19 protein-coding genes are annotated in these 18,245 nt (G+C 59.2%); 6 read left to right on the top strand and 13 right to left on the bottom strand.

Going from position 1 to position 18,245, the window contains the following annotated elements; translation table 11 throughout:
• Positions 1-2 precede the first annotated feature (2 nt).
• From ACMNAY_RS04640 to ACMNAY_RS04630, 3 genes are all read right to left on the bottom strand, one after another.
• Positions 3-2,534, bottom strand: a complete 2,532-nt coding sequence (locus ACMNAY_RS04640; RefSeq protein ID WP_418718561.1) for a DNA translocase FtsK — start codon at positions 2,532-2,534, stop codon at positions 3-5.
• A gap of 187 nt (positions 2,535-2,721) precedes the next feature.
• Complete coding sequence (locus tag ACMNAY_RS04635; protein WP_418718560.1) at positions 2,722-3,171, bottom strand: GNAT family N-acetyltransferase; 450 nt, start codon at positions 3,169-3,171, stop codon at positions 2,722-2,724.
• Between the two features lie 271 nt (positions 3,172-3,442).
• Complete coding sequence (locus ACMNAY_RS04630) at positions 3,443-4,147, bottom strand: ClpP family protease (protein WP_394966643.1); 705 nt, start codon at positions 4,145-4,147, stop codon at positions 3,443-3,445.
• A gap of 271 nt (positions 4,148-4,418) precedes the next feature.
• Here ACMNAY_RS04630 and ACMNAY_RS04625 point away from each other — a divergent pair, with 271 nt between their 5' ends.
• The 6 genes from ACMNAY_RS04625 to ACMNAY_RS04600 all read left to right on the top strand — a co-directional run bounded on the left by ACMNAY_RS04625 (position 4,419) and on the right by ACMNAY_RS04600 (position 8,260).
• Positions 4,419-5,057: a redox-sensing transcriptional repressor Rex gene (locus ACMNAY_RS04625; RefSeq protein WP_394966641.1), complete on the top strand. Its 639-nt coding sequence runs from the start codon at positions 4,419-4,421 to the stop codon at positions 5,055-5,057.
• Positions 5,058-5,082: 25 nt separating this feature from the next.
• Complete coding sequence (locus ACMNAY_RS04620; protein WP_394966639.1) at positions 5,083-5,700, top strand: thymidine kinase; 618 nt, start codon at positions 5,083-5,085, stop codon at positions 5,698-5,700.
• Between the two features lie 140 nt (positions 5,701-5,840).
• Positions 5,841-6,467, top strand: coding sequence for a TetR/AcrR family transcriptional regulator (locus ACMNAY_RS04615; RefSeq protein WP_394966637.1), 627 nt, complete (start codon positions 5,841-5,843; stop codon positions 6,465-6,467).
• A gap of 147 nt (positions 6,468-6,614) precedes the next feature.
• Positions 6,615-7,100: a hypothetical protein gene (locus ACMNAY_RS04610; RefSeq protein WP_418718559.1), complete on the top strand. Its 486-nt coding sequence runs from the start codon at positions 6,615-6,617 to the stop codon at positions 7,098-7,100.
• Positions 7,101-7,107: 7 nt separating this feature from the next.
• Positions 7,108-7,293, top strand: coding sequence for a hypothetical protein (locus ACMNAY_RS04605; protein WP_418718558.1), 186 nt, complete (start codon positions 7,108-7,110; stop codon positions 7,291-7,293).
• Positions 7,280-8,260 carry a DUF1266 domain-containing protein gene (locus ACMNAY_RS04600; protein WP_418718557.1) on the top strand — a complete coding sequence of 327 codons (981 nt, stop codon included), beginning with the start codon at positions 7,280-7,282 and terminating at the stop codon, positions 8,258-8,260. Before ACMNAY_RS04605 ends, ACMNAY_RS04600 begins: the two co-directional genes overlap by 14 nt.
• Before the next feature lie 266 nt (positions 8,261-8,526).
• On the opposite strand, the gene ACMNAY_RS04595 is transcribed toward ACMNAY_RS04600, so the two are convergent.
• From ACMNAY_RS04595 to ACMNAY_RS04550, 10 genes are all read right to left on the bottom strand, one after another.
• Positions 8,527-9,135 carry a V-type ATP synthase subunit D gene (locus ACMNAY_RS04595; RefSeq protein ID WP_177521807.1) on the bottom strand — a complete coding sequence of 203 codons (609 nt, stop codon included), beginning with the start codon at positions 9,133-9,135 and terminating at the stop codon, positions 8,527-8,529.
• A 25-nt stretch (positions 9,136-9,160) separates the two neighbouring features.
• Complete coding sequence (locus ACMNAY_RS04590) at positions 9,161-10,564, bottom strand: V-type ATP synthase subunit B (protein ID WP_394975681.1); 1,404 nt, start codon at positions 10,562-10,564, stop codon at positions 9,161-9,163.
• Between the two features lie 23 nt (positions 10,565-10,587).
• On the bottom strand, positions 10,588-12,345 hold the full coding sequence (locus ACMNAY_RS04585) for a V-type ATP synthase subunit A (RefSeq protein ID WP_394966628.1): 1,758 nt from the start codon (positions 12,343-12,345) through the stop codon (positions 10,588-10,590).
• 24 nt (positions 12,346-12,369) lie between these two features.
• Positions 12,370-12,954 (bottom strand): V-type ATP synthase subunit E, encoded by a 585-nt coding sequence (locus tag ACMNAY_RS04580; RefSeq protein WP_418718556.1) that lies wholly within the window; start codon positions 12,952-12,954, stop codon positions 12,370-12,372.
• 10 nt (positions 12,955-12,964) lie between these two features.
• Positions 12,965-13,273, bottom strand: a complete 309-nt coding sequence (locus tag ACMNAY_RS04575) for a V-type ATP synthase subunit F (RefSeq protein WP_177521811.1) — start codon at positions 13,271-13,273, stop codon at positions 12,965-12,967.
• Positions 13,274-13,286: 13 nt separating this feature from the next.
• Complete coding sequence (locus ACMNAY_RS04570) at positions 13,287-13,742, bottom strand: ATP synthase subunit C (protein WP_394975683.1); 456 nt, start codon at positions 13,740-13,742, stop codon at positions 13,287-13,289.
• 93 nt (positions 13,743-13,835) lie between these two features.
• On the bottom strand, positions 13,836-15,815 hold the full coding sequence (locus tag ACMNAY_RS04565; protein ID WP_418718555.1) for a V-type ATP synthase subunit I: 1,980 nt from the start codon (positions 15,813-15,815) through the stop codon (positions 13,836-13,838).
• 39 nt (positions 15,816-15,854) lie between these two features.
• Positions 15,855-16,820: a hypothetical protein gene (locus ACMNAY_RS04560; RefSeq protein ID WP_418718554.1), complete on the bottom strand. Its 966-nt coding sequence runs from the start codon at positions 16,818-16,820 to the stop codon at positions 15,855-15,857.
• 12 nt (positions 16,821-16,832) lie between these two features.
• Positions 16,833-17,891, bottom strand: coding sequence for a V0D/AC39 family V-type ATPase subunit (locus tag ACMNAY_RS04555; RefSeq protein WP_418718553.1), 1,059 nt, complete (start codon positions 17,889-17,891; stop codon positions 16,833-16,835).
• Position 17,892: 1 nt separating this feature from the next.
• A complete protein-coding gene (locus tag ACMNAY_RS04550; protein ID WP_394966615.1) occupies positions 17,893-18,219 on the bottom strand; it encodes a hypothetical protein in 327 nt (108 codons plus the stop codon).
• Between the last annotated feature and the right edge of the window lie 26 nt (positions 18,220-18,245).

Here is an 18,245-nt window from a genome sequence, read left to right as displayed (position 1 = left end):
TGTCAAATCTCGTCGGGCACCGGACCGCCCTCGGCCCGCATGCTCTTTTCGATCCACTGCTGGCGGGTGATGAGCACCTCCCGGGGCTTTGCGCCCTGGTACGGCCCGATGATCCCCAGCTGTTCCATCTCGTCCATGATGCGGGCGGCCCGGGCATAGCCCAGCTTGCAGCGCCGCTGCAAAAGGCTGGTGCTGGCCTGGCCCGCGTCGATGACCACTTCCACCGCCTGGTCCAGCATGGGGTCGTGGCCGCCGTCGCCCTCCTCGCCGCCGCTGCCGGAGCCTTTCTCCGCTGCGGCCAGCTTGTCCATCTGGGCGATCATCTCTTCATCGTACTGGCTGGTGGTATCCTGTTTAATGAAGTCCAGCACAGCGCTGATCTCTTCGTCCTTCACATAGGTGCCCTGGATGCGCACGGGCTTGGCCGCGCCCACCGGCATGAACAGCATATCGCCCATGCCCAGCAGCTTTTCCGCGCCGCCGGCATCCAGAATGGTGCGGCTGTCCACTTGGCTGGAAACGGCGAAGGCAATGCGACTGGGAATGTTGGCCTTGATGAGGCCGGTGATAACGTCCACACTGGGGCGCTGGGTGGCCACGATCAGATGCATGCCCGCCGCGCGGGCCTTCTGCGCGATGCGGCAGATGTAGTCCTCCACCTCTTTGCCCGCGACCATCATCAAATCGGCCAACTCGTCGATGATGATGGCGATGTAGGGCAGCTTTTCCAGGCCGTCGGTCTCGGCGGCAAGGCGGTTGAAGCTCTTGATGTCACGCACGTTGTTTTCGGCAAACAGATGGTAGCGGCGCTCCATCTCCGCCACGGCGCTGCCCAGAGCGCCCGCCGCCTTGCGGGGCTCGGTGACCACCGGCATCAGAAGGTGGGGAATGCCGTTGTACTCCGCCAGTTCCACCACCTTGGGGTCGATGAGGATGAGACGCACATCCTCGGGGCTGGCCTTATACAGGAAGCTGATGATGATGCTGTTCACGCACACCGACTTACCGCTGCCGGTGGAGCCGGCGATGAGCAGATGGGGCATTTTGCACAGATCCGCAATCTGGGAGTTGCCCGCGATGTCCTTGCCCAGAGCCAACGTCAGGGGCGACGCGCTCTTGGAATAGACCGGGGACTCGAATATGCTGCGGATGCCCACCGGGCTCTTTTTGCGGTTGGGCACCTCCACGCCCACGGCGGGCTTGCCGGGGATGGGGGCCTCAATGCGCACGCCGCCGGCGGCGAGGTTCAGAGCGATGTCGTCCGCAAGGCCGGTGATACGGCTGATCTTCACGCCCGCCAGCGGCTGCAGCTCGTAGCGAGTGACCGACGGGCCGCGGCAGATGTCCAGCACGCGGGTGCGCACGCCGAAGCTCTCCAGTGTGCTCACCAGCAGCTCGGCGTTCTTTTTCAGTTCGTCCTCCACGCCCGCGTCCTCCGACGTGCCGGTGCGCTCAAAGAGGCTCAGCGGCGGATAACGGTAAGCCTGCGGCTCCGTGGCAGCCGGGGCGATCATCATCTGGTCGTTCTTTCCCGTCACCACGGCGGCGGGGGTCATCTGCGAAGCGCTGGCCGCACCCATGGCCCGCTGGACCAGGTCATCCAGATCGCTGCCGCCCACCGTCTCGGGCAGAGGCTCTTCCACACTGGTCAGTTCGGGGGTGGGTTCTTCCTCGTTTTCAAGCAGAATGGGCGTTTCGAACTCCGCAGGTTCCTCGGCCGGCGCAGCATCCTTCGGCGGGAACATGCCAAAGGTACCGCCCGGCCCCACCAACGGTTCTTCCGGTTCGGGGGCAAGGTCGGTCTCGTGCACCGGGTCGGGGCCGAGGTCAATGTCCACCTGCGCGGAGCGGCGGCGCACCTTGGCCGCGGGGGCCGGCGCCGGGCGCTCCCTGCGCCGGGGCTGGGGCTCGGCAGGCTCTTCCTCCTGCTCCTCGTCCCTGCGCGCCTGGCGATCTGCCTGTTCGTTGCGCCAGAGGGCATAGCGGCCCGCAAAGAAATTCCACAAATCGCCCGGAGTAACGCCGGCAAACCACATCACACCTGCCGCCAGCAGCACCAGCAGCAGGATGTTGGCCGCAGGCCGGCCGCACAGCACCAGCAGAGTGCCGCCGACCACGCCGCCCAGCACACCGCCGCCCAACGCGCCCTGGCCCTGCTCATACAGGGCTTTGATGATCTGACTGAACTCCATGCCGGTGAGGTTCACCCGGGAGAACACAACCGCGGTGCCGCACAGGAACATCATGAGGCAAAGGGCTTTGGCGCATTTGGACCAGATGGGCAGGCCCAACGCCACCAGCACCGCCACATACAGCACCAGCAGGCCCAGGACGTACATTCCCAGGCCGAACACGCCGAACAGCGCCGCGCGCATCCACGCCCATGCGGATTCGCCCTGCACGAAGATCATTGTCACCAGAACGGCCCCCAAACCGAAAAGCAGGATGCTCCAGCTCTGGGCGATATCCGGCTGAGGTTTGCGTCGCCGGTTGCCGGAGGAGGTTTTTCTGGTGGAAGTTTTCTTTGTCGCCATAGTGTTTCTATATCCTCTTTTGCCTTGCGTTGATATCGTTCACCCGGGACCTGCACGGTCCTCGGCACAGAATGCTTAACTTAATTATTTTACCATCAACGGTGTGAATTGTAAAACCCAAATTTGGCGAACGCGGGCGTCTGAAAACGAAAGCTCCGGAGCAGTTTTCTCCGCGGACAACGCTCGCTTATTGCCGCAGGGTCAGCACAAGTTCCACTTCATCTTCAAATACTGCTCCGGTCGGCACAAAGCCTTTTCGCCTGTACAGATCCATCGCTCGGGTATTGTCTTTGTTGCAGGTCAAGACCACCCGGTCCGAAGCCCCGAAAGGCTTCGTTTTGATATATGCAAGCACCTGGTCCAGGGCGGCTCTTCCATAACCCAGGCCCTGGCTCGAGACATCGATCATCATGTGCCATATATCGTATTCCGGGATATCATAATCGTAGATGACCATCACATAGCCGACCATCGTGTCATCTTCATAGATACCGAAGGGCTGGCATTGTTGCCTGTAAACATACGCCTGAGCGAGGCTGCGGATCGGGTGTGAAACGAAGCGCTCCTGTTCGGGCGCAAGTTTCAAATTGAACGCGTCAACAAAATTTTCTTCGGTGATTTTTTCGAGATGGGTCATAAATACCTCCACAAATCATTCTTTGTTCATCTGCAAGCTGATTTTGCGCGAACATCTTATGAAGGGCATCAGACCGCATAAAAAAAGCCGCGGCAAATAAGCCGCGGCAAACCTATGAAACGCTCACAATGCGACCGAGGCCCTCAAAAGATATTCAGCTCGTGCATTCGTTCCGCTGTTTTTCATAGTTGAGCACCCCGCTTTCTCTGTTGATTTATTTCATCATAATCCCTGTCCTCAAAAATGTCAACAAAGGAAAGCGCCGGGGCTGTCAGCCCCGGCGTTCGATCTCGCCGTAAAGGTAATCCAGCGCGTCGTTCAAACTGCCCAGCTGGTCGATCAGTCCCTCGTGCACCGCTTGCTGGCCGGTGAGTACGGTGCCCACATCCATCACCAGTTCGCCGGTGTGCATCATCAGCTCCACAAAGCGCTCTTTGCTGATTTTCGAGTGGCTCTCCACAAAGCCTGCGATGCGCTCCTGCATCTGCTCGAAATAGCGCATCGTTTGAGGCACGCCCAGCACCAGCCCGGAATGACGCACCGGGTGGATGGTCATGGTGGCGGTGGGCACAATAAAGCTGCGCCGGCCACTGACCGCCAGCGGGATGCCGATGGAGTGGCCCCCGCCCAACACCAGAGTGGCGCTGGGCTTGCTCACCCCGCTGATGAGTTCCGAAAGGGCAAGACCCGCCTCCACGTCGCCGCCCACCGTGTTCAAAATCACCAGCAGCGCCTCAATGTCCGGGTCCTCTTCAATCGCCACCAGCTGCGGGATCACATGCTCATATTTGGTCACCTTCTGGCTCTGGTCCGCGCTGACATGCCCCTCGATCAGACCCACCACCGTCAGGCAATGAATGGCGTGGCGGCCTTTGGTGCGGATCACCGAACCGGTATCCATCATATACTCCTGTTCCAGTTTTTCCTGTTCCACCTGCGCGTCGGTGGGAGGCTGCCTGTTGTCGTTCGGTTCCATCGGATTCTTTCCCCCTTTTCAGTCGTCTTTGAAAGTGTTCCCACCCCGGGGGCGCTATTATACAAAAAACCGATGACTGCCCAAAAACTTTGTATAAGGTTTGACAAAGCCGATTCAAGGATTATACTATATAAAGGGCGTCTTGTTTTCAGGCGCTTTGCCCCGGTCTGTGGTCCGCAGCACAGCCGGATCGGGGAGCATGAGCGGCCTGCTGCTGCTTTGCATTTTTGCAAGCCTCGCTTGAAGAATCTGACAAAAGATGGTGAAACGAATGAACAACTCTCAGGGCAAGGTCTCTCTGCCGGTCATCAAACGGCTGCCGAAGTATTACCGCTATATCGCGCAGCTTCACAAATCCGGTGTGGCGACCATTTCTTCCAGCGAACTGGCACGCATGATGGGCACCACCGCCAGCCAGGTGCGTCAGGACTTCAACTGCTTTGGCGGCTTTGGCCAGCAGGGCATCGGCTACAACGTGGAAGTTCTGGAGAAAGAGATCGGCCAGCTTCTGTTCGGTCATGGTGAAAAACTGCCCACCATTCTGCTGGGCGCCGGCCGTCTGGGCACCGCGGTGTCCCGCTTTTTGACCACCGACACCAACGGCTACAATCTGCTGGCCGTTTTCGACGTTCGCCAGGAACTGGTGGGCCATGATTTGGACGGCGTACCCATCCATCACATTGACGAGCTGGAGGAGTTCTGCAAAGCGAACCACCCCACCGTCGCGGTGCTGTGCCTGCCCCGGGAAAGCGCAAAAGAAGTTTCCGGCCGGCTGGTGGAACTGGGTCTCAAGGGCTTCTGGAATTTCAGCCACTATGATCTTTCTGTGCCCTACCCCGGTGTCACAGTGGAGAACGCCCATCTGGGCGACAGCCTGATGAGCCTGGGCTATCGGCTGCGCAACAAATAAAACGGAAAGCGAGCGTCACTCTTTTATGGCAAAACTTTATTTCCGCTACGGCGCGATGAACAGCGGTAAAAGCACCGCTTTGATGCAGGTGGCTTTCAACTACGAAGAGCGGGGCATGCGGGTGTTCATCCTGAAGCCCAGCATCGACACGAAAGGCGGAGAGTGCCTGCTGAGCCGCCTGGGCGTCAGCCGTCCCGTGGACAAGGCCGTCACCCCGGATATGGACGTGTTCGAGCTGGTGCAAAAGGAAGCCGCCCGCGGCGACAAGCCCCTGGCCTGTGTGCTCACCGATGAGAGCCAGTTCTTCACCCCGCAGCAGGCGGAACAGCTCTTCATGGTCACCGTAAAGCTGAACATTCCCGTGATTGCCTACGGTCTGCGCACCGATTTTTCCATGCAGGGCTTTCCCGGCTCTACCCGCCTTCTGGAGCTGGCTCACGCCATTGAGGAGATGAAAACCATCTGCACCTGTGGCCGCAAGGCCACCTGCAATGGACGCAAGGTGAACGGCGAGTTCGTGTTCGAGGGTGACCAGGTGGCCATCGATCAGGAAAACAACGTGGAATATCAGAGTCTCTGCGCCCAATGTTATTTTGCCGAGCGTGAAAAGTTCTATCAGCGTCACCCAAGGGTTCGCGTCTGAATATCTTTTATATACTGCTCTGCTTTAAGAGTGCCGGAAGTACCGCTTCCGGCACTCTTTCTTTTACTTGTGCTTTCACTGCCACCATGCTATAATAAAAACAAATTCATTAAACGTGTTTTTATTTGTGAGGTGACTGTATGCCGCGGGTCGCGTATTCTGAAGCGCAGCGGAGCCAGATCCGAAAAGACCTGGTAGCTGTTGGCCTTGATTTGATGACGAAGCAAGGCATCCAGCACACCACTGTGGAGCAAATTTATCAGAAAGTGGGTATCTCCCGCTCCTTTTTCTACTCCTTCTTCCCCACCAAGGAAGATCTGGTGGTGGAAATGCTCTATCTCCAACAGCCTCGGATCGTTGAGTTTGCACGGCAGCTGCTGCGCACCCCCGAACTGGACTGGTGGCAGGCCGTCACCCGATTTCTCCACGCCTGCTGTTACGGCGAGCAAAATGGCATCGCGGTGTTGACCGTCGAGGAGCAGCAGAAGATTTTCCGTCGCCTCTCCCCCGAAAGCTACCAATCTTTCCGTGAAAAGCAGCAAAGGCTGTTTGGGCAGCTGCTGCAAGTTTTTGGTGTGCGACCTGAGCCAGACCGAATCAGCCTTTTCACCAACCTGTGCCTGGCGATTATGGTGATACAGCGTGCCATTCCCGGCAGCCTTCCCCTGCTTGTGCCCGAAGCCGCGGATGCGACCATTGATGTGCAGATCAACGCCATTGTGGACTGGCTTGCTTCTCTTCGCAGCCAGGACACGCAAAGTCAATAACATTCGGCCCGTTTGGCCTCTTTGCGGCGGTATTTCCAAACGGGCCATTCACTTACCCGCAATAAATACAAAATATCATTTTTATCTTTATGTATGTTTTCCCCGTCGTATGGCGGAGAGATAATAAATACTCAGGAGGGTTTTGACATGGGCATTTTCAGCAAGCTTTTCAAGGGGCCGGAGATCGACATGGAAAAAAGCGCAGCCAACGCCAAAAAAATGCGGGCGCTGTTTGACCATGTGGTGGAAGGCGGCAGCGAATACCGCTTGATTTTTGGCTATACCGAGGACGTGAGCCGCTTTAACTACGGATTTGTTCACGGCAGCAAGACGAAAATCGGCAATCTCATCGTGGGCTGGAACGAGGCTCAGGAGACCATCGTGGTCGTTCCCACTGTGCCGGATCTATCCGGCTGCGGCGAGCCCACCTATTACCGCCGCGCCGAAATTTTGAAGGCCTATCGGAACAAGTACCCCACCGACGCGTTTGTCATTTACCCGGATAAGCGGGGCTACATTGCCATCAACGCCTACGACTGGCTGGAGGATGAGAGTCTGTATGTTTACGTCTCTCAGGATGAAGAACTGGCAGCCTTCACCGATTTCTTCATGAATCGATTTACAAAAAAGTGAGGCGCCGATGTCCTGGAACGATCTTTTCTGGATACTGCTCCTGCTCACAGCGGTAACAATTTTCGGCCAGCTCTGGTTCCATTTCGTGGAGTTTTTGCTGGGGCGGGCAAAGCGCCTGTTGTTTCGCCATGAGCAGCCGCCGGTCTGGCACACCTTGCCAGATGAAAAGGAGAATGACGATGGACATCAATGAGATCATGAACCGTGCAAAGGCTGCGCAGGCGCGAGCAACCGCAAGCCTGCATGAGATGGAGGAAAAAAGCGAAGAGCTGGCCGCCTCTTCTTCCCCTAAGTCCCCCGCCCCGCCGCAGGACAGCGCCGACCGTGAGGCAGAGCAGCAGGCAGCCAACGCACAACGGCAGGTGGAGATTCTTGGACAGTTGTTTGACACCCAGACCATGGCCCAGATGGCGGCCAATCAGGAACAGCTGCAGCAGATGATGGAACAGCGGGTGGCAGAAGCTGCTTCCGCCAGCACCGAAGCTGTGATGAACCAGCTGTTTGGCGAGGACATGGGCGTGCTGGCCGCCGCTCTGGAGACGCTTTCCCTGGAAGCCGAGTGTGAAGGATTCGGCCTTGACAGCGAGAACGAGGACAACGATGTTCTCTACACCCTGCTGGACGAAACCATGGCCCGGCTCGAAACCCTGCCCGAGCCTGCATCTGCGGAATACGGCAGAGATACGGCACTCTGGGGCCAGTTTGGCATCTTGCTCTCAGGCATCGTGTCCACTCTCAATGACCACAGCCTGGATGGGCTGGACGTGGAAGAGCATGTGCCTGTACTGGAGCAGCAGGTTCTCTCGCTGGTCCGCCGCTCCTGGGGCATCGACGGACGGGGCGCTCTTCTTGAGACAATCCGTTACTTAAGTCAGGGCGGATACACCGAGCGATACCGTTTCTATTGCGAGGCAGAATCGCCGGAAGAACTGATGACCGGTGAAGAGGATTCGGATGAGCGTGAAGACGTTGTCCGTGCGTGGGAGTTTGCTCAGCACTATAAGCAGCAGTACTCCCCCGCTTTTATGACCGGCTGGGATGTGGGCCGCGCCGCCATGCTGGCCCGCTGGGGGAGCTATTTGGGCTGGATCACCCCCGAAGAAGCCCGGGGCATCCTGTGGGACTTGGCGCAGCGGGCCACGCAGGATCTGGGCGGTTGACGGGAATTTGCCCAGTCCTACCTTTTTGGCGGACTGATGTGGAAGCTGCTTTGCAACAGCCCGGCCGCGGGATATCTTGGTTACCTTTCCGATGCAGCCACTGCCCTTTTGATGGGCAAAGACGACGGCTCCGGAGGCCAGTGGCGCGACTTTTCCTGGCCTGCCCGGCGCAGGCTGGGTTTCACCCTGTAACATAACAGCAAAACAAAAGCCCCTTTGCGGAGATTCCGCAAAGGGGCTTTACTTTACAGGTTTGCAGCAGTGGTTCAGCCGTCCCGCTGCTTTTTGATGACCTTCAGGCGGGAGAAATCCTCCCGTTCCTTTTCCTCCAGCACCTCGGTGATGTACTTAATGGTGGCGGTGAACTGGGGGATCATGATGTTGTTCAGGGCGTTGGCGCGCTTCTGGGTCTTCTGGATGGCCACAGCCAGGCGATAGACGCTGCTCTCTACCTCGGCAAGTTCCACGGTGAGGCGTTTGACCTCGCAGAATTTCAGATACACGTCATCCAACTGGCTGTTGGTGGAATCCAGGCCGTAGTAAAGGCCGGGGGCGCTCTCCTCCATCTTCACGATGGGGAGCTCCACGCCCATGACGCTGCGGTAGTCCAGCTTGAGGCCGGTCTCTACGGGCACCGTCTTTGCAAATTCGCCCACAACGCCCAAGGTGATGTTGGCGCGCTGCAACGCCTTGTAGGCTGAGGAATAGGCGGTGGCGATCTCGTCCTGGATGACCGCCGCCCGGTCAATCAGCTGCATCATTTCCCGCACGAGGATGTTCCGTTTGCGGTCCATCAGGTCATAGCCCTGGCTGGCGAGCGCAAGGCTGCGCTTTTGCGCCATCAGGTTCGATTTTGTAGGGAAAACCTGTGCCATACGGCAGCCTCCTCTCTGTTAAGGGTCACTTTTTGAGGATCGTGCCGAGATCCTGATGGACGGCATTGGGCTTGTAGTAGTGGTCCAGCATGACCTGGTCCACACGGTCCAGCTCCTCGCGAGGCAGCATGGAAAGCAGCTCCCAGCCCAGATCCAGCGTTTCCTCGATGGTGCGGTTGGTGTTGCCCTGGCCCACGAACTTCTGCTCGAAGGCGCGGCCAAACTCCATGACCCGCTTGTCGCTGGCGGACAGCTCTTCCTCGCCGATAACGCTGGCCAGAGCCTTGGCGTCCTGCACGCGGGCATAGGTGGCGAAAAGCTGGTTGGCCAGGGGGTTGTGGTCCTCACGGGTATAGCCGGCGCCGATGCCGTCCTTCATCAGACGGGACAGGCTGGGCAGCACACTCACCGGCGGATAAACGCCGGTGGCATCCATGCCGCGGTCCAGAACGATCTGGCCCTCGGTGATGTAGCCGGTCAGGTCGGGGATGGGATGGGTGATGTCGTCGCCGGGCATGGTGAGGATGGGGATCTGGGTCACAGAGCCCTTGCGGCCCTCGATGATGCCGGCGCGCTCGTACAGCGACGCCAGGTCGGAGTAGAGGTAGCCGGGGTAGCCCTTACGGCCGGGGATCTCGCCCTTGGAGGAGGAGAACTCACGCAGAGCCTCGCAATAGCTGGTCATATCGGTTAGGATGACCAAGATGTTCTTGCCCAGGTCGAAGGCCAGGTACTCGGCGATGGTCAGCGCCGCACGGGGGGTGATGATACGCTCGACGATGGGGTCGTTGGCCAGGTTCAGCAGCATGACCACCCGGTCCATGACGTTGGCGGCTTCAAAGCTCTTTTTAAAGTAGTCGGCAACGTCGTTCTTCACGCCCATGGCGGCGAACACGATGGCGAAATCCTCGCCGTCGGAGACGTCCGCCTGCTTGACGATCTGCACCGCCAGCTCGTTGTGCTTCATGCCGGAGCCGGAGAAAATGGGCAGTTTCTGGCCGCGAATCAGAGTGGCCAGCGCGTCAATGGAAGAAATGCCGGTGCGGATGTAGTTACGGGGGTACACGCGGCTCACCGGGTTGATGGGAGAGCCGTTCACGTCACGCCGGAACTCGGGGTAAATTTCGCCCAGACCGTCGATGGGACGGCCCAGGCCGTCCAGCGTGCGGCCCAGAATTTCGGGGCTCAGGTCCACCATCATGGGATGGCCGGAGAGGGTGGTGCGGGTATTGTCCAGCGAGAAGCCGGTGGTGCCTTCGAACACCTGGATGACGCACTTGTCGCCCTCAATCATAACGATACGGCCCACGCGCTGGGTGCCGTCGGTGAGCTTCATCACCACCATCTCGTCGTAGGAAGCGTTCTGCACGCCGTCCAGGACCACCAGCGAGCCGTTGATCTGGCTTAAGCCAACATGTTCAAGGATCATATGTCTTTCGCTCCTTTCCCTTGTTAAGCGCGCAGCAGCTCGCCGATCTTCTGATCGATCTCGGCGGTGTACTCGTCGAACATTTCCAGCTTGTCGTTGGGGATATCGTACTTCATCTTGACCAGCTTGTCGAACAGGCCCAGACGCAGCAGCTTGCTAATGGGGATCTGCCGGGCCACCAGCGCCTGGCTCTTCTCGTAGAGATGCAGGATGACCTTCATCATCTTCAGCTGCTTCTCCAGGCTGACATAGGTATCCTGGTCATGGAAGAAGTTCTGCTGCAGGAAGCCCACACGAATGACACGGGCGATCTCGATGACCAGTTTCTGGTCGTCGGGCAGCACGTCGGAGCCGATCAGCTTGACGATTTCCATCAGGCTGGTCTCCTGCAGCAGCAGGCTTGCGATCTGCTCGCGGCAGGACAGAAAATCCGGGCCCACATTGTCGTAGTACCAGGGGGCCAGGTCGGTGATGTACTCGGTGTAGCTGGTGTTCCAGTTGATGGCCGGGTAGTGGCGGGCGTAAGCCAGAGCCTTGTCCAGCGCCCAGAAGCAGCGGGTAAAACGCTTGGTGTTCTGGGTGACAGGCTCGGAGAAGTCAGCGCCCGGAGGGCTGACGGCGCCGATAACGGTAACGGAGCCCTCTTCCCCGTTCAGGGCGCGCACATAGCCGGCGCGCTCGTAGAACTCGGCCAGACGGCTGGGCAGATAAGCGGGATAGCCTTCGTCGGCGGGCATCTCTTCCAGACGGCCGCTGATCTCGCGCAGAGCCTCGGCCCAGCGGCTGGTGGAGTCGGCCATCATGGCGGTGTGGTAGCCCATGTCGCGGTAGTACTCCGCCAGGGTGATGCCGGTGTAGATGGACGCCTCACGGGCGGCCACGGGCATGTTGGAGGTATTGGCGATCAGCACCGTGCGGTCGGTCAGAGGCCGGCCGGTCTTGGGGTCGATCAGTTCGCCGAACTCGGTCAGCGCCTGGGTCATCTCGTTGCCGCGCTCGCCGCAGCCAACGTAGATGATGATGTCGGCGTCGCACCATTTTGCCAGCTGGTGCTGGGTCATGGTCTTGCCAGTGCCGAAACCGCCCGGGATAGCGGCAGCGCCACCCTTGGCGATGGGGAACATGGTATCCACCACGCGCATGCCGGTGATCAGCGGGCGCTGGGCGGGCATGCGGGCCTGCACGGGACGGGGACGGCGGATGGGCCATTTCTGGCACAGGGTCAGTTCCCTCTCGTTGCCGTTCTTATCGGTGATGCGCACAACGGTGTCGTTCACGGTGTAGCTGCCGTTCTCCGCAACCCAGGTCACGGTGCCTTCCACGCCGGGAGCGGCCATGCACTTGTGCAGGATGACCGGGGTCTCGGGGCAGGTGGCATAGACCTGGCCGGGGACCAGTTTGTCCCCCACCTTCACGGTCACGGTCACGTCCCACTTGGCCTCGGCGTCAAGGCTGGGAATGTTGCAGCCGCGGGCAATGAAGGGGCCGCTGGATTTTTCCAGTGCGGGCAGCGGCCGCTGGATGCCGTCGTAGATGTTGCGCAGAATGCCGGGGCCCAGCGTAACACACAGGGGGCCGCCGGTGGTGGTCACGGGCTCACCGGGCGCAAGGCCGCTGGTCTCCTCGTAGACCTGGATGGTGGTGAGGTTTTCGTCCATACGGATGACCTCACCCACCAGATGGTCGTTGCCGACATGGACCATTTCCATCATGGAAAGGTCAGTCTTGCCTTTGATGGTGACCACCGGGCCGTTGATGCTGTAGATGAGATTTTGAGCCAATTCGGTTCACCTCGGTTTTCGAAATTAAAGGGCGATGGACATACCGGAATTCTGCAGGAACCAATCCTTCTGGGCTTCCAGCTTCATATCCAGCGTGTCATCCGCCTCCACCGCGCCGCTCTTGGCGCGCAGGCCGCCCAGACGGATGGTGGCGTCGGCGGTCACCTCGCAGCCAGCAGGAAGCACTGCTTTCGCGGCCTCCACGTCCTGCGGGCGGGCGTAGAATTCAGCCTTGTCCGCGTGGAGCAGCTGTAAAAGGGCCTCGGCGCTCTTTTTCAGATAGTCGGCATACTCCGGCTTTGCGGTAAAGGCGGCAAGTTTTTCTTCGCAGGCGTCGAACACCTTCTGGGAAATCTCGCTGCGGCGGGCGGCCAGCTCGGCGCCGGTCTCCACCACACTGTGAGACAGCTTGCGGTTGGTCTCCTCCTGCAGGCGGACCTTTTCATAGTCCCCCATCTGCCCCGCTTTGGCGGCGGCGGCGGTCTTTACCTTCTCCAGCTCTGCGGCGATCTCCTCGTCGATGGCCTGGATGATGGCGGTGCGGCGCTTTTCGCCGTCCCGCTGGATGGCCTGCATGAATTTTGCCGCGCGCTCGTTTTCTTCAATCATTTGCTGCACCTCAAATCTTAACGCCGATGGCTTCACGCACATAGCGGGTGATGCGGTCTCGGCCAAGGGCCGAACCGTGCCGGTCCGGGATGGCCAGCACCAGCGGGCCCTCCTGGTCCTTCTTCGCGTCGTTGACGATCTCGGTGAAATCGTCGGCGATCTTTTCCGTCACCAGGATCATGCCGATGTCCGGCTGCGAAAGGGCCAGTTCAAAGGCGTTGGTCACTTCCTCGGCGGTGTGGGCCACCACGCCTTCAATGCCCGCCAGCCGCATGCCGGTCTGGGTGTCGGTGTTGTCGCTGATCAGAAAGAAACGCATTGCTGCGCCTCCTTTATACCAGTTTGTTCAGGATCAGGATGGAGATAACGACGCCGTACAGAGCGATGGACTCGCCCAGAGCCACGAAGATCAGGCTCTTACCGAAGCTCTTGGGATCCTCGGAGGCGGCGGCGATAGCGGCAGGAGCGCCGGCGGCCACGGCCATACCACCGCCGATGCCGGCAAGACCGGTGACCAGAGCGGCAGCGATCAGGCCCAGGCCCATGCTCTCGTTGCTGGCAGCGCGCTCGGCAGCGGTCATAACAGCGGTGGCGGTCTCGCCCTCAGCGCTTACAGCAAAGGCAAAGCAGGCGGCCAGCAGCAGAACCACCACGAAGGCGGTGATATTCAGGCTCAGGGTGCGCTTGACAGGCATGCCCTTGGCAGACTGACGGGCCAGGTAGGCAGCGAAGCCCATGAGCAGGCTCAGGGGCAGAACGATCAGGCAGATGGTCAGGAAAGTATTCATGGTTAAATCCTCCAAATCAATTTAATGTCTTGTATTGAAAACAGGGTGCCGGGCCGGAAGGCTCCGGCGTCCTGTTCTGGCAATGGGAAAAACTCACTCGGCCTTGTCGGTCAGGCTCACACCCTTGAAGGGATGTCCGCCGCCCTCGTAGCAGCGGCTGAACATCTCGTAGAACTCAAGACGCAGGCCCTGGATACCGGAGAGCAGGCCTTCCAGCGCGATGATAAGGGCGTTGCCCAAAATCACAACGATGGGGTTGACCGGGTCGCCAGCCAGGCTGAAGATGGCCATCATCATGGCCGCGTGGACAAAGACGAAAGCGCCCACACGCAGGAAGGAAACGGTGTTGCTGAAATAGCTCAGCACATACTCCAGCAGCTCGAAGATGTTCTGCATGCAGTAGTCCGCCCAGCTTTCGGGTTTCCAGTTGGGATGACGGTCCACAAGGCCGATCAGGATCTCCTTGAAGAACAGCAGCACCAGACCGCCGCCGATCAGGGCAAAAGCCACCCCGGAAGGCAGGAAATGGGGACCGCTCATGAAGTCGCTGACGAAGGACACGCCGCCGCAGTAGACCAGAATGCCCACCAGGCCGTTGTTGGAGAAGATCGCCTCGCCCCACTGGCCTTTGCGCACAGCGGCGATGATGTGCAGCACCATAGCGGCCAGAACCAGCGCCACGCCGATGAAGATGGCGCAGACCAGAATGGGGTTGATGGCGGCGGTGTCAAGCACCGAATGGGGTGTACCGGGCCAGTTACTGATGGGCTTGCCGGACATACCAAGCATCTCATACACCGGATTCAGCGCTTCTTCGAAGCCGAACACGGAGCCGAACATGAAGCCGAACACCATGCTGGAGATACCGCAGGGAACGATGAGCCGGGCAAGGGCCATCTTCTTCCATTTCCACAGGATGAAGCCGCCCACGGCCAGCACAGCGCCCTGGCCCAAATCGCCGAACATGATGCCGAACAGCACCGTGAAGGTGATGGCCACAAAGGCGGTGATATCCATCTCACCATAGCTGGGCAGGCCGTACATGTCCACAAAGAACTCGAAAGGTTTGACGAACCAGGGGTTCTTCAGCTTGGTGGGCGGGGTCGCATTCTCCACCTCTTCCGGGTCGGAGATGGTCACCCGCATATGGCGGATCTGCTTGACCTTCTCGGCAAAAGCATCCGCCTGCGCGGCGGGCACCCAGCCCACCAGGAAGAAGTAGTTGTCGCGGTAAGCAGCGTAGTGGCGAAGGTCAAAGGCTTCCTCATGCCACTTCAGCTGCTGGTAGATCTCGCTGCAGGTCTCTTTCTGCTCGGCCCAGCAGCGGGTGATCTCGGCTTCTTTCTCCTCAATCTTCTTCTGGCAGTCGGCGATCTCATCGCTCAGCTGCTTTACGATGGACTCGGGGGTACCGGAAGCTTCAGGCAGATGCAGACGCTCGAAGAACAGAGTGGCGAAGATGCCGTCGATCTCGTCGGCATTCTGCAGCGGCGTAAAATAAATGCCCCAGTAACCGCCCTTGTCCTCACTGCAGGTGACGAACAGAACATGGGGGTTTTCAGCATACGCCACCATCATGCGGGCGTAGCTGGCCTTGGGCAGAAAGCCGAAACGCACCTTGATGTACTCGCCCTTGATGATCTCGTCAAAGGGCATATCCAGGCCGGTAAAGTGGCTGAACTGGGCTTTCTTTTCTTCCAGTTCGCTCTTTTCCTTTTCCAGCTCCGCTTTCTCGGTCTGCATGCGGGCCAGGCTCTCGGCGAGCTCTTCGATTTTTTCCTTGTCGTCCGGCTGGATGTCGCGGGCGGTCTGGGCGCTCAACGCCGGAGCGCTCTCCCCCACCAGCTGGAACAGTTCCTCCATCTTCTGCACATGGGCGGTATAGGGGTTGTCCTCGCTGAGGGTGATGTAACCCAGGGAGCCGGACATGTGCTGGATCGCCGGTTCCGGATGGAAGTTGCCGTCCAGACAGCAGTTGTAGATGACGCTGTCCAGATTTTTGAGCAGGCCGTCCACCCGCACCAGTTTCATTTTTTCAATGGCCAATGTATCCTCATCATCCTTTCGGGTCATACCGACCTTCGGTCGTGGCCGCTGATTCAGCGGCCTTCATCACTGCTCGGGATTCTCCTGTTTCCAGCGGCGCATGGGCATCGTCATGTCCTGGGCAAGATTCAACCCGCCCACGCCGGAACATGCATCGGTGAAAGCCGGGATATCCGGCTGCGCCACCCACACACAGTAGAAGAAGTGTTCGCCCCGCACCGCCGCACAGCGGCGCAGTTCAAACAGCCGGGCAAGACTGCAGACCGAAGCATAGATGCCGGCGACCTTCCATTTTTCCTCGTTCCAAAGCCGGGCCATCTGCCCGTTTACCTCGGCGATCTCGCTGTTCAAAAGTTCGATGTTCTTTTGCAGGTTCGCCACGATCTGCTCGGGAGTGCCCGCCGCACCGGGCAGGCGGACACGCTCGAAAAACGCCTCGGAGAAGATGCCGTCCACACGAGCCGCGTCCTTCTTCGGTGCAAAGTAGACGCCCCAGAGGGCCTTGTCGTCCTCGCTGCAGGGGACGAACAGGATGTAGGGGTCGGAACTGAAATCCTTCTGAAGCATCGCATACCCACGCTTGGGCAGGCGGCCGAAGCGGATCTTCACATACTCGCACTGCTGGGTCAGTTCCACCGGCACATCCAGAGAGGAAAAGTGCGCGAAGGACTCGGCACCCTTTGTGCAAATCTCCAGCTGTTTTTCCATTAGTTCCCGATCCTTGCGGTGAGTCTCCAGACGCTCGTTCAGGTCGGCGAGATAGTCCCGCGTTCCCTGAGCGCGGCCGTCTGCGAGAGTAGGTTCCACCACCGGGATCTCAAACTCTTTGGCCAGAGCCTCGATCTGCTCCACCATCGGGCCCCAGGGATTGTCCTCGTTCAGCGCGGCGTAGCCCGCGGAGGCGCTCATGTGGTCCAGCGCCCGGGCGGGATGCACCCGCTTGCCGTCCACGCAGCAGCCCTCGATGAATGCGTCCAGCTTTTCCAGGGGACCGTCCACCCAGACAAGCTGCATTTTGGGGTCAAAAAACATTGCGGCACCCCCTTAATCGCCCACGCCTACCAGCAGGGTGGCGATATCGTCCGGGGCAAGGCCATAGCGCACGCCCTCGATGATGTGCACGATGTTGGTAAGCTCGTTTTCAGCCAAAAAGATGTAGCAGAACAGCACCACGCTGGGGTTAGTGGAAAAGCGCAGCTTTTTCAGATGCCAGCGATAGTCGATCTTGCGCACGCCCTCTTCGATATAGTCGAAGCTCGCGCCGTAGAATTCGGAAGCATAAGGCGTGTTCACCAACCGGTGGATCACATCCTGGGCGTCCTGGGCGTCCATGAGGTTTTCCAGCTGACGCGGCGTCATGTTGGAAACGCTCAGGCTCACCCGCTTGCGGATAAACGCCTGGTCGGCCCGAAGCACGCTCTTCAGGCGGTAGATATCTGCGATGGCCCGCAGATCGCTCTGACGGCGCAGTAGATACAGCATCTCTTCCTTGCTCTTGCCCGACAACTTGGTAGAAGCGATCTGTTCCACCTGGGTGTTGACGAAGCTGTCCAGCGCTGCTTCCAGTTCCAGCAGACCGCTGTTTTCCAGCGCGAAGTCAGGATCGTCTGCAAAGGGGCGCAGCACCTTTGCGTAAGGCGTGCCTTCCAGCGCCAGCACCAGCATTTTGAAGCTGGTGGCAATGGACATGGCGTTGAGGTTCAGGCAGGAATGCTTTTTGATGAAGTCCGGCATGGTGTAAATGGACACATCCCCATCCGGCGCATGAAGTTCCTGCAGACGGGTGGTGATGGCCTGTACCTCGCTGCGGATGATAAAGTAACGATAGAAGTCGTGGCCGATGTTCATCTCATACCGGCACAGGGAGGCGTACTGCTCAAACAGATTGAGCCGTAAAAGTGTCTCCAGGTGAGCACGATGGGTGGTGGCCGGGTTCGCCGCCTGCAGCGCCTCGGAATAGGCGGTGCGGGTCTTGAGGTAGCTGATCAGGTCCGGCAAGTCGCGGCAGTTCAGCAGTTCCTGATAGTTTCGTGCGGTGAGCCGGCGGCCGTACATCGCCCGCGCCTTTGCCAAAATGGCGTTAGACGCCTGGGTGTTGCCCATGTCACTGCCCCCCGCCCAACACTCGGGTCAGAATGGTATCGACCCAGGCGTCCTGATTTTTTTCAAGCTGCTGGTCCAGCTGGTCCAGGATCTGCTGCTTGCGCTTGGCCTGGGCGGCAAGCTCGCCTTCAGCGCGCTCTTTCTCCGCCTGCGCGAATGCGTCCACGTCGCGACGCATATCCTCCATCGCCTGCTCCTCCAGCTGCTTTTCCTTCGCAGCCTTGTCGGCCTGTGCTTTTTGGCGATACTCCTCGGTGGCCTGGGTGCGTACCCGCTCCTCCTCGTCGATCTTTAAAATGGCGCGCAGCAATTCATTGGTGCCATTCATTGCAAAACATCTCCTTCCAAAAAACG

Source organism: Candidatus Allofournierella merdipullorum (assembly GCF_048426865.1).
Taxonomy (GTDB): Bacteria; Bacillota; Clostridia; order Oscillospirales; family Ruminococcaceae; genus Allofournierella_A; species Allofournierella_A merdipullorum.
Note: the sequence above shows the minus strand (reverse complement) of the source record. Positions and strands in the feature narration are given on the sequence as shown.

What these genes read in the sequence shown, in the direction of transcription:
- ACMNAY_RS04640 (WP_418718561.1), bottom strand. Translation starts at nt 2,534, where the DNA reads ATGGCGACAAAGAAAACTTCCACCAGAAAAACCTCCTCCGGCAACCGG.
- ACMNAY_RS04635 (WP_418718560.1), bottom strand. Translation starts at nt 3,171, where the DNA reads ATGACCCATCTCGAAAAAATCACCGAAGAAAATTTTGTTGACGCGTTC.
- ACMNAY_RS04630 (WP_394966643.1), bottom strand. Translation starts at nt 4,147, where the DNA reads ATGGAACCGAACGACAACAGGCAGCCTCCCACCGACGCGCAGGTGGAA.
- ACMNAY_RS04625 (WP_394966641.1), top strand. Translation starts at nt 4,419, where the DNA reads ATGAACAACTCTCAGGGCAAGGTCTCTCTGCCGGTCATCAAACGGCTG.
- ACMNAY_RS04620 (WP_394966639.1), top strand. Translation starts at nt 5,083, where the DNA reads ATGGCAAAACTTTATTTCCGCTACGGCGCGATGAACAGCGGTAAAAGC.
- ACMNAY_RS04615 (WP_394966637.1), top strand. Translation starts at nt 5,841, where the DNA reads ATGCCGCGGGTCGCGTATTCTGAAGCGCAGCGGAGCCAGATCCGAAAA.
- ACMNAY_RS04610 (WP_418718559.1), top strand. Translation starts at nt 6,615, where the DNA reads ATGGGCATTTTCAGCAAGCTTTTCAAGGGGCCGGAGATCGACATGGAA.
- ACMNAY_RS04605 (WP_418718558.1), top strand. Translation starts at nt 7,108, where the DNA reads ATGTCCTGGAACGATCTTTTCTGGATACTGCTCCTGCTCACAGCGGTA.
- ACMNAY_RS04600 (WP_418718557.1), top strand. Translation starts at nt 7,280, where the DNA reads ATGGACATCAATGAGATCATGAACCGTGCAAAGGCTGCGCAGGCGCGA.
- ACMNAY_RS04595 (WP_177521807.1), bottom strand. Translation starts at nt 9,135, where the DNA reads ATGGCACAGGTTTTCCCTACAAAATCGAACCTGATGGCGCAAAAGCGC.
- ACMNAY_RS04590 (WP_394975681.1), bottom strand. Translation starts at nt 10,564, where the DNA reads ATGATCCTTGAACATGTTGGCTTAAGCCAGATCAACGGCTCGCTGGTG.
- ACMNAY_RS04580 (WP_418718556.1), bottom strand. Translation starts at nt 12,954, where the DNA reads ATGATTGAAGAAAACGAGCGCGCGGCAAAATTCATGCAGGCCATCCAG.
- ACMNAY_RS04575 (WP_177521811.1), bottom strand. Translation starts at nt 13,273, where the DNA reads ATGCGTTTCTTTCTGATCAGCGACAACACCGACACCCAGACCGGCATG.
- ACMNAY_RS04570 (WP_394975683.1), bottom strand. Translation starts at nt 13,742, where the DNA reads ATGAATACTTTCCTGACCATCTGCCTGATCGTTCTGCCCCTGAGCCTG.
- ACMNAY_RS04565 (WP_418718555.1), bottom strand. Translation starts at nt 15,815, where the DNA reads ATGACCCGAAAGGATGATGAGGATACATTGGCCATTGAAAAAATGAAA.
- ACMNAY_RS04560 (WP_418718554.1), bottom strand. Translation starts at nt 16,820, where the DNA reads ATGTTTTTTGACCCCAAAATGCAGCTTGTCTGGGTGGACGGTCCCCTG.
- ACMNAY_RS04555 (WP_418718553.1), bottom strand. Translation starts at nt 17,891, where the DNA reads ATGGGCAACACCCAGGCGTCTAACGCCATTTTGGCAAAGGCGCGGGCG.
- ACMNAY_RS04550 (WP_394966615.1), bottom strand. Translation starts at nt 18,219, where the DNA reads ATGAATGGCACCAATGAATTGCTGCGCGCCATTTTAAAGATCGACGAG.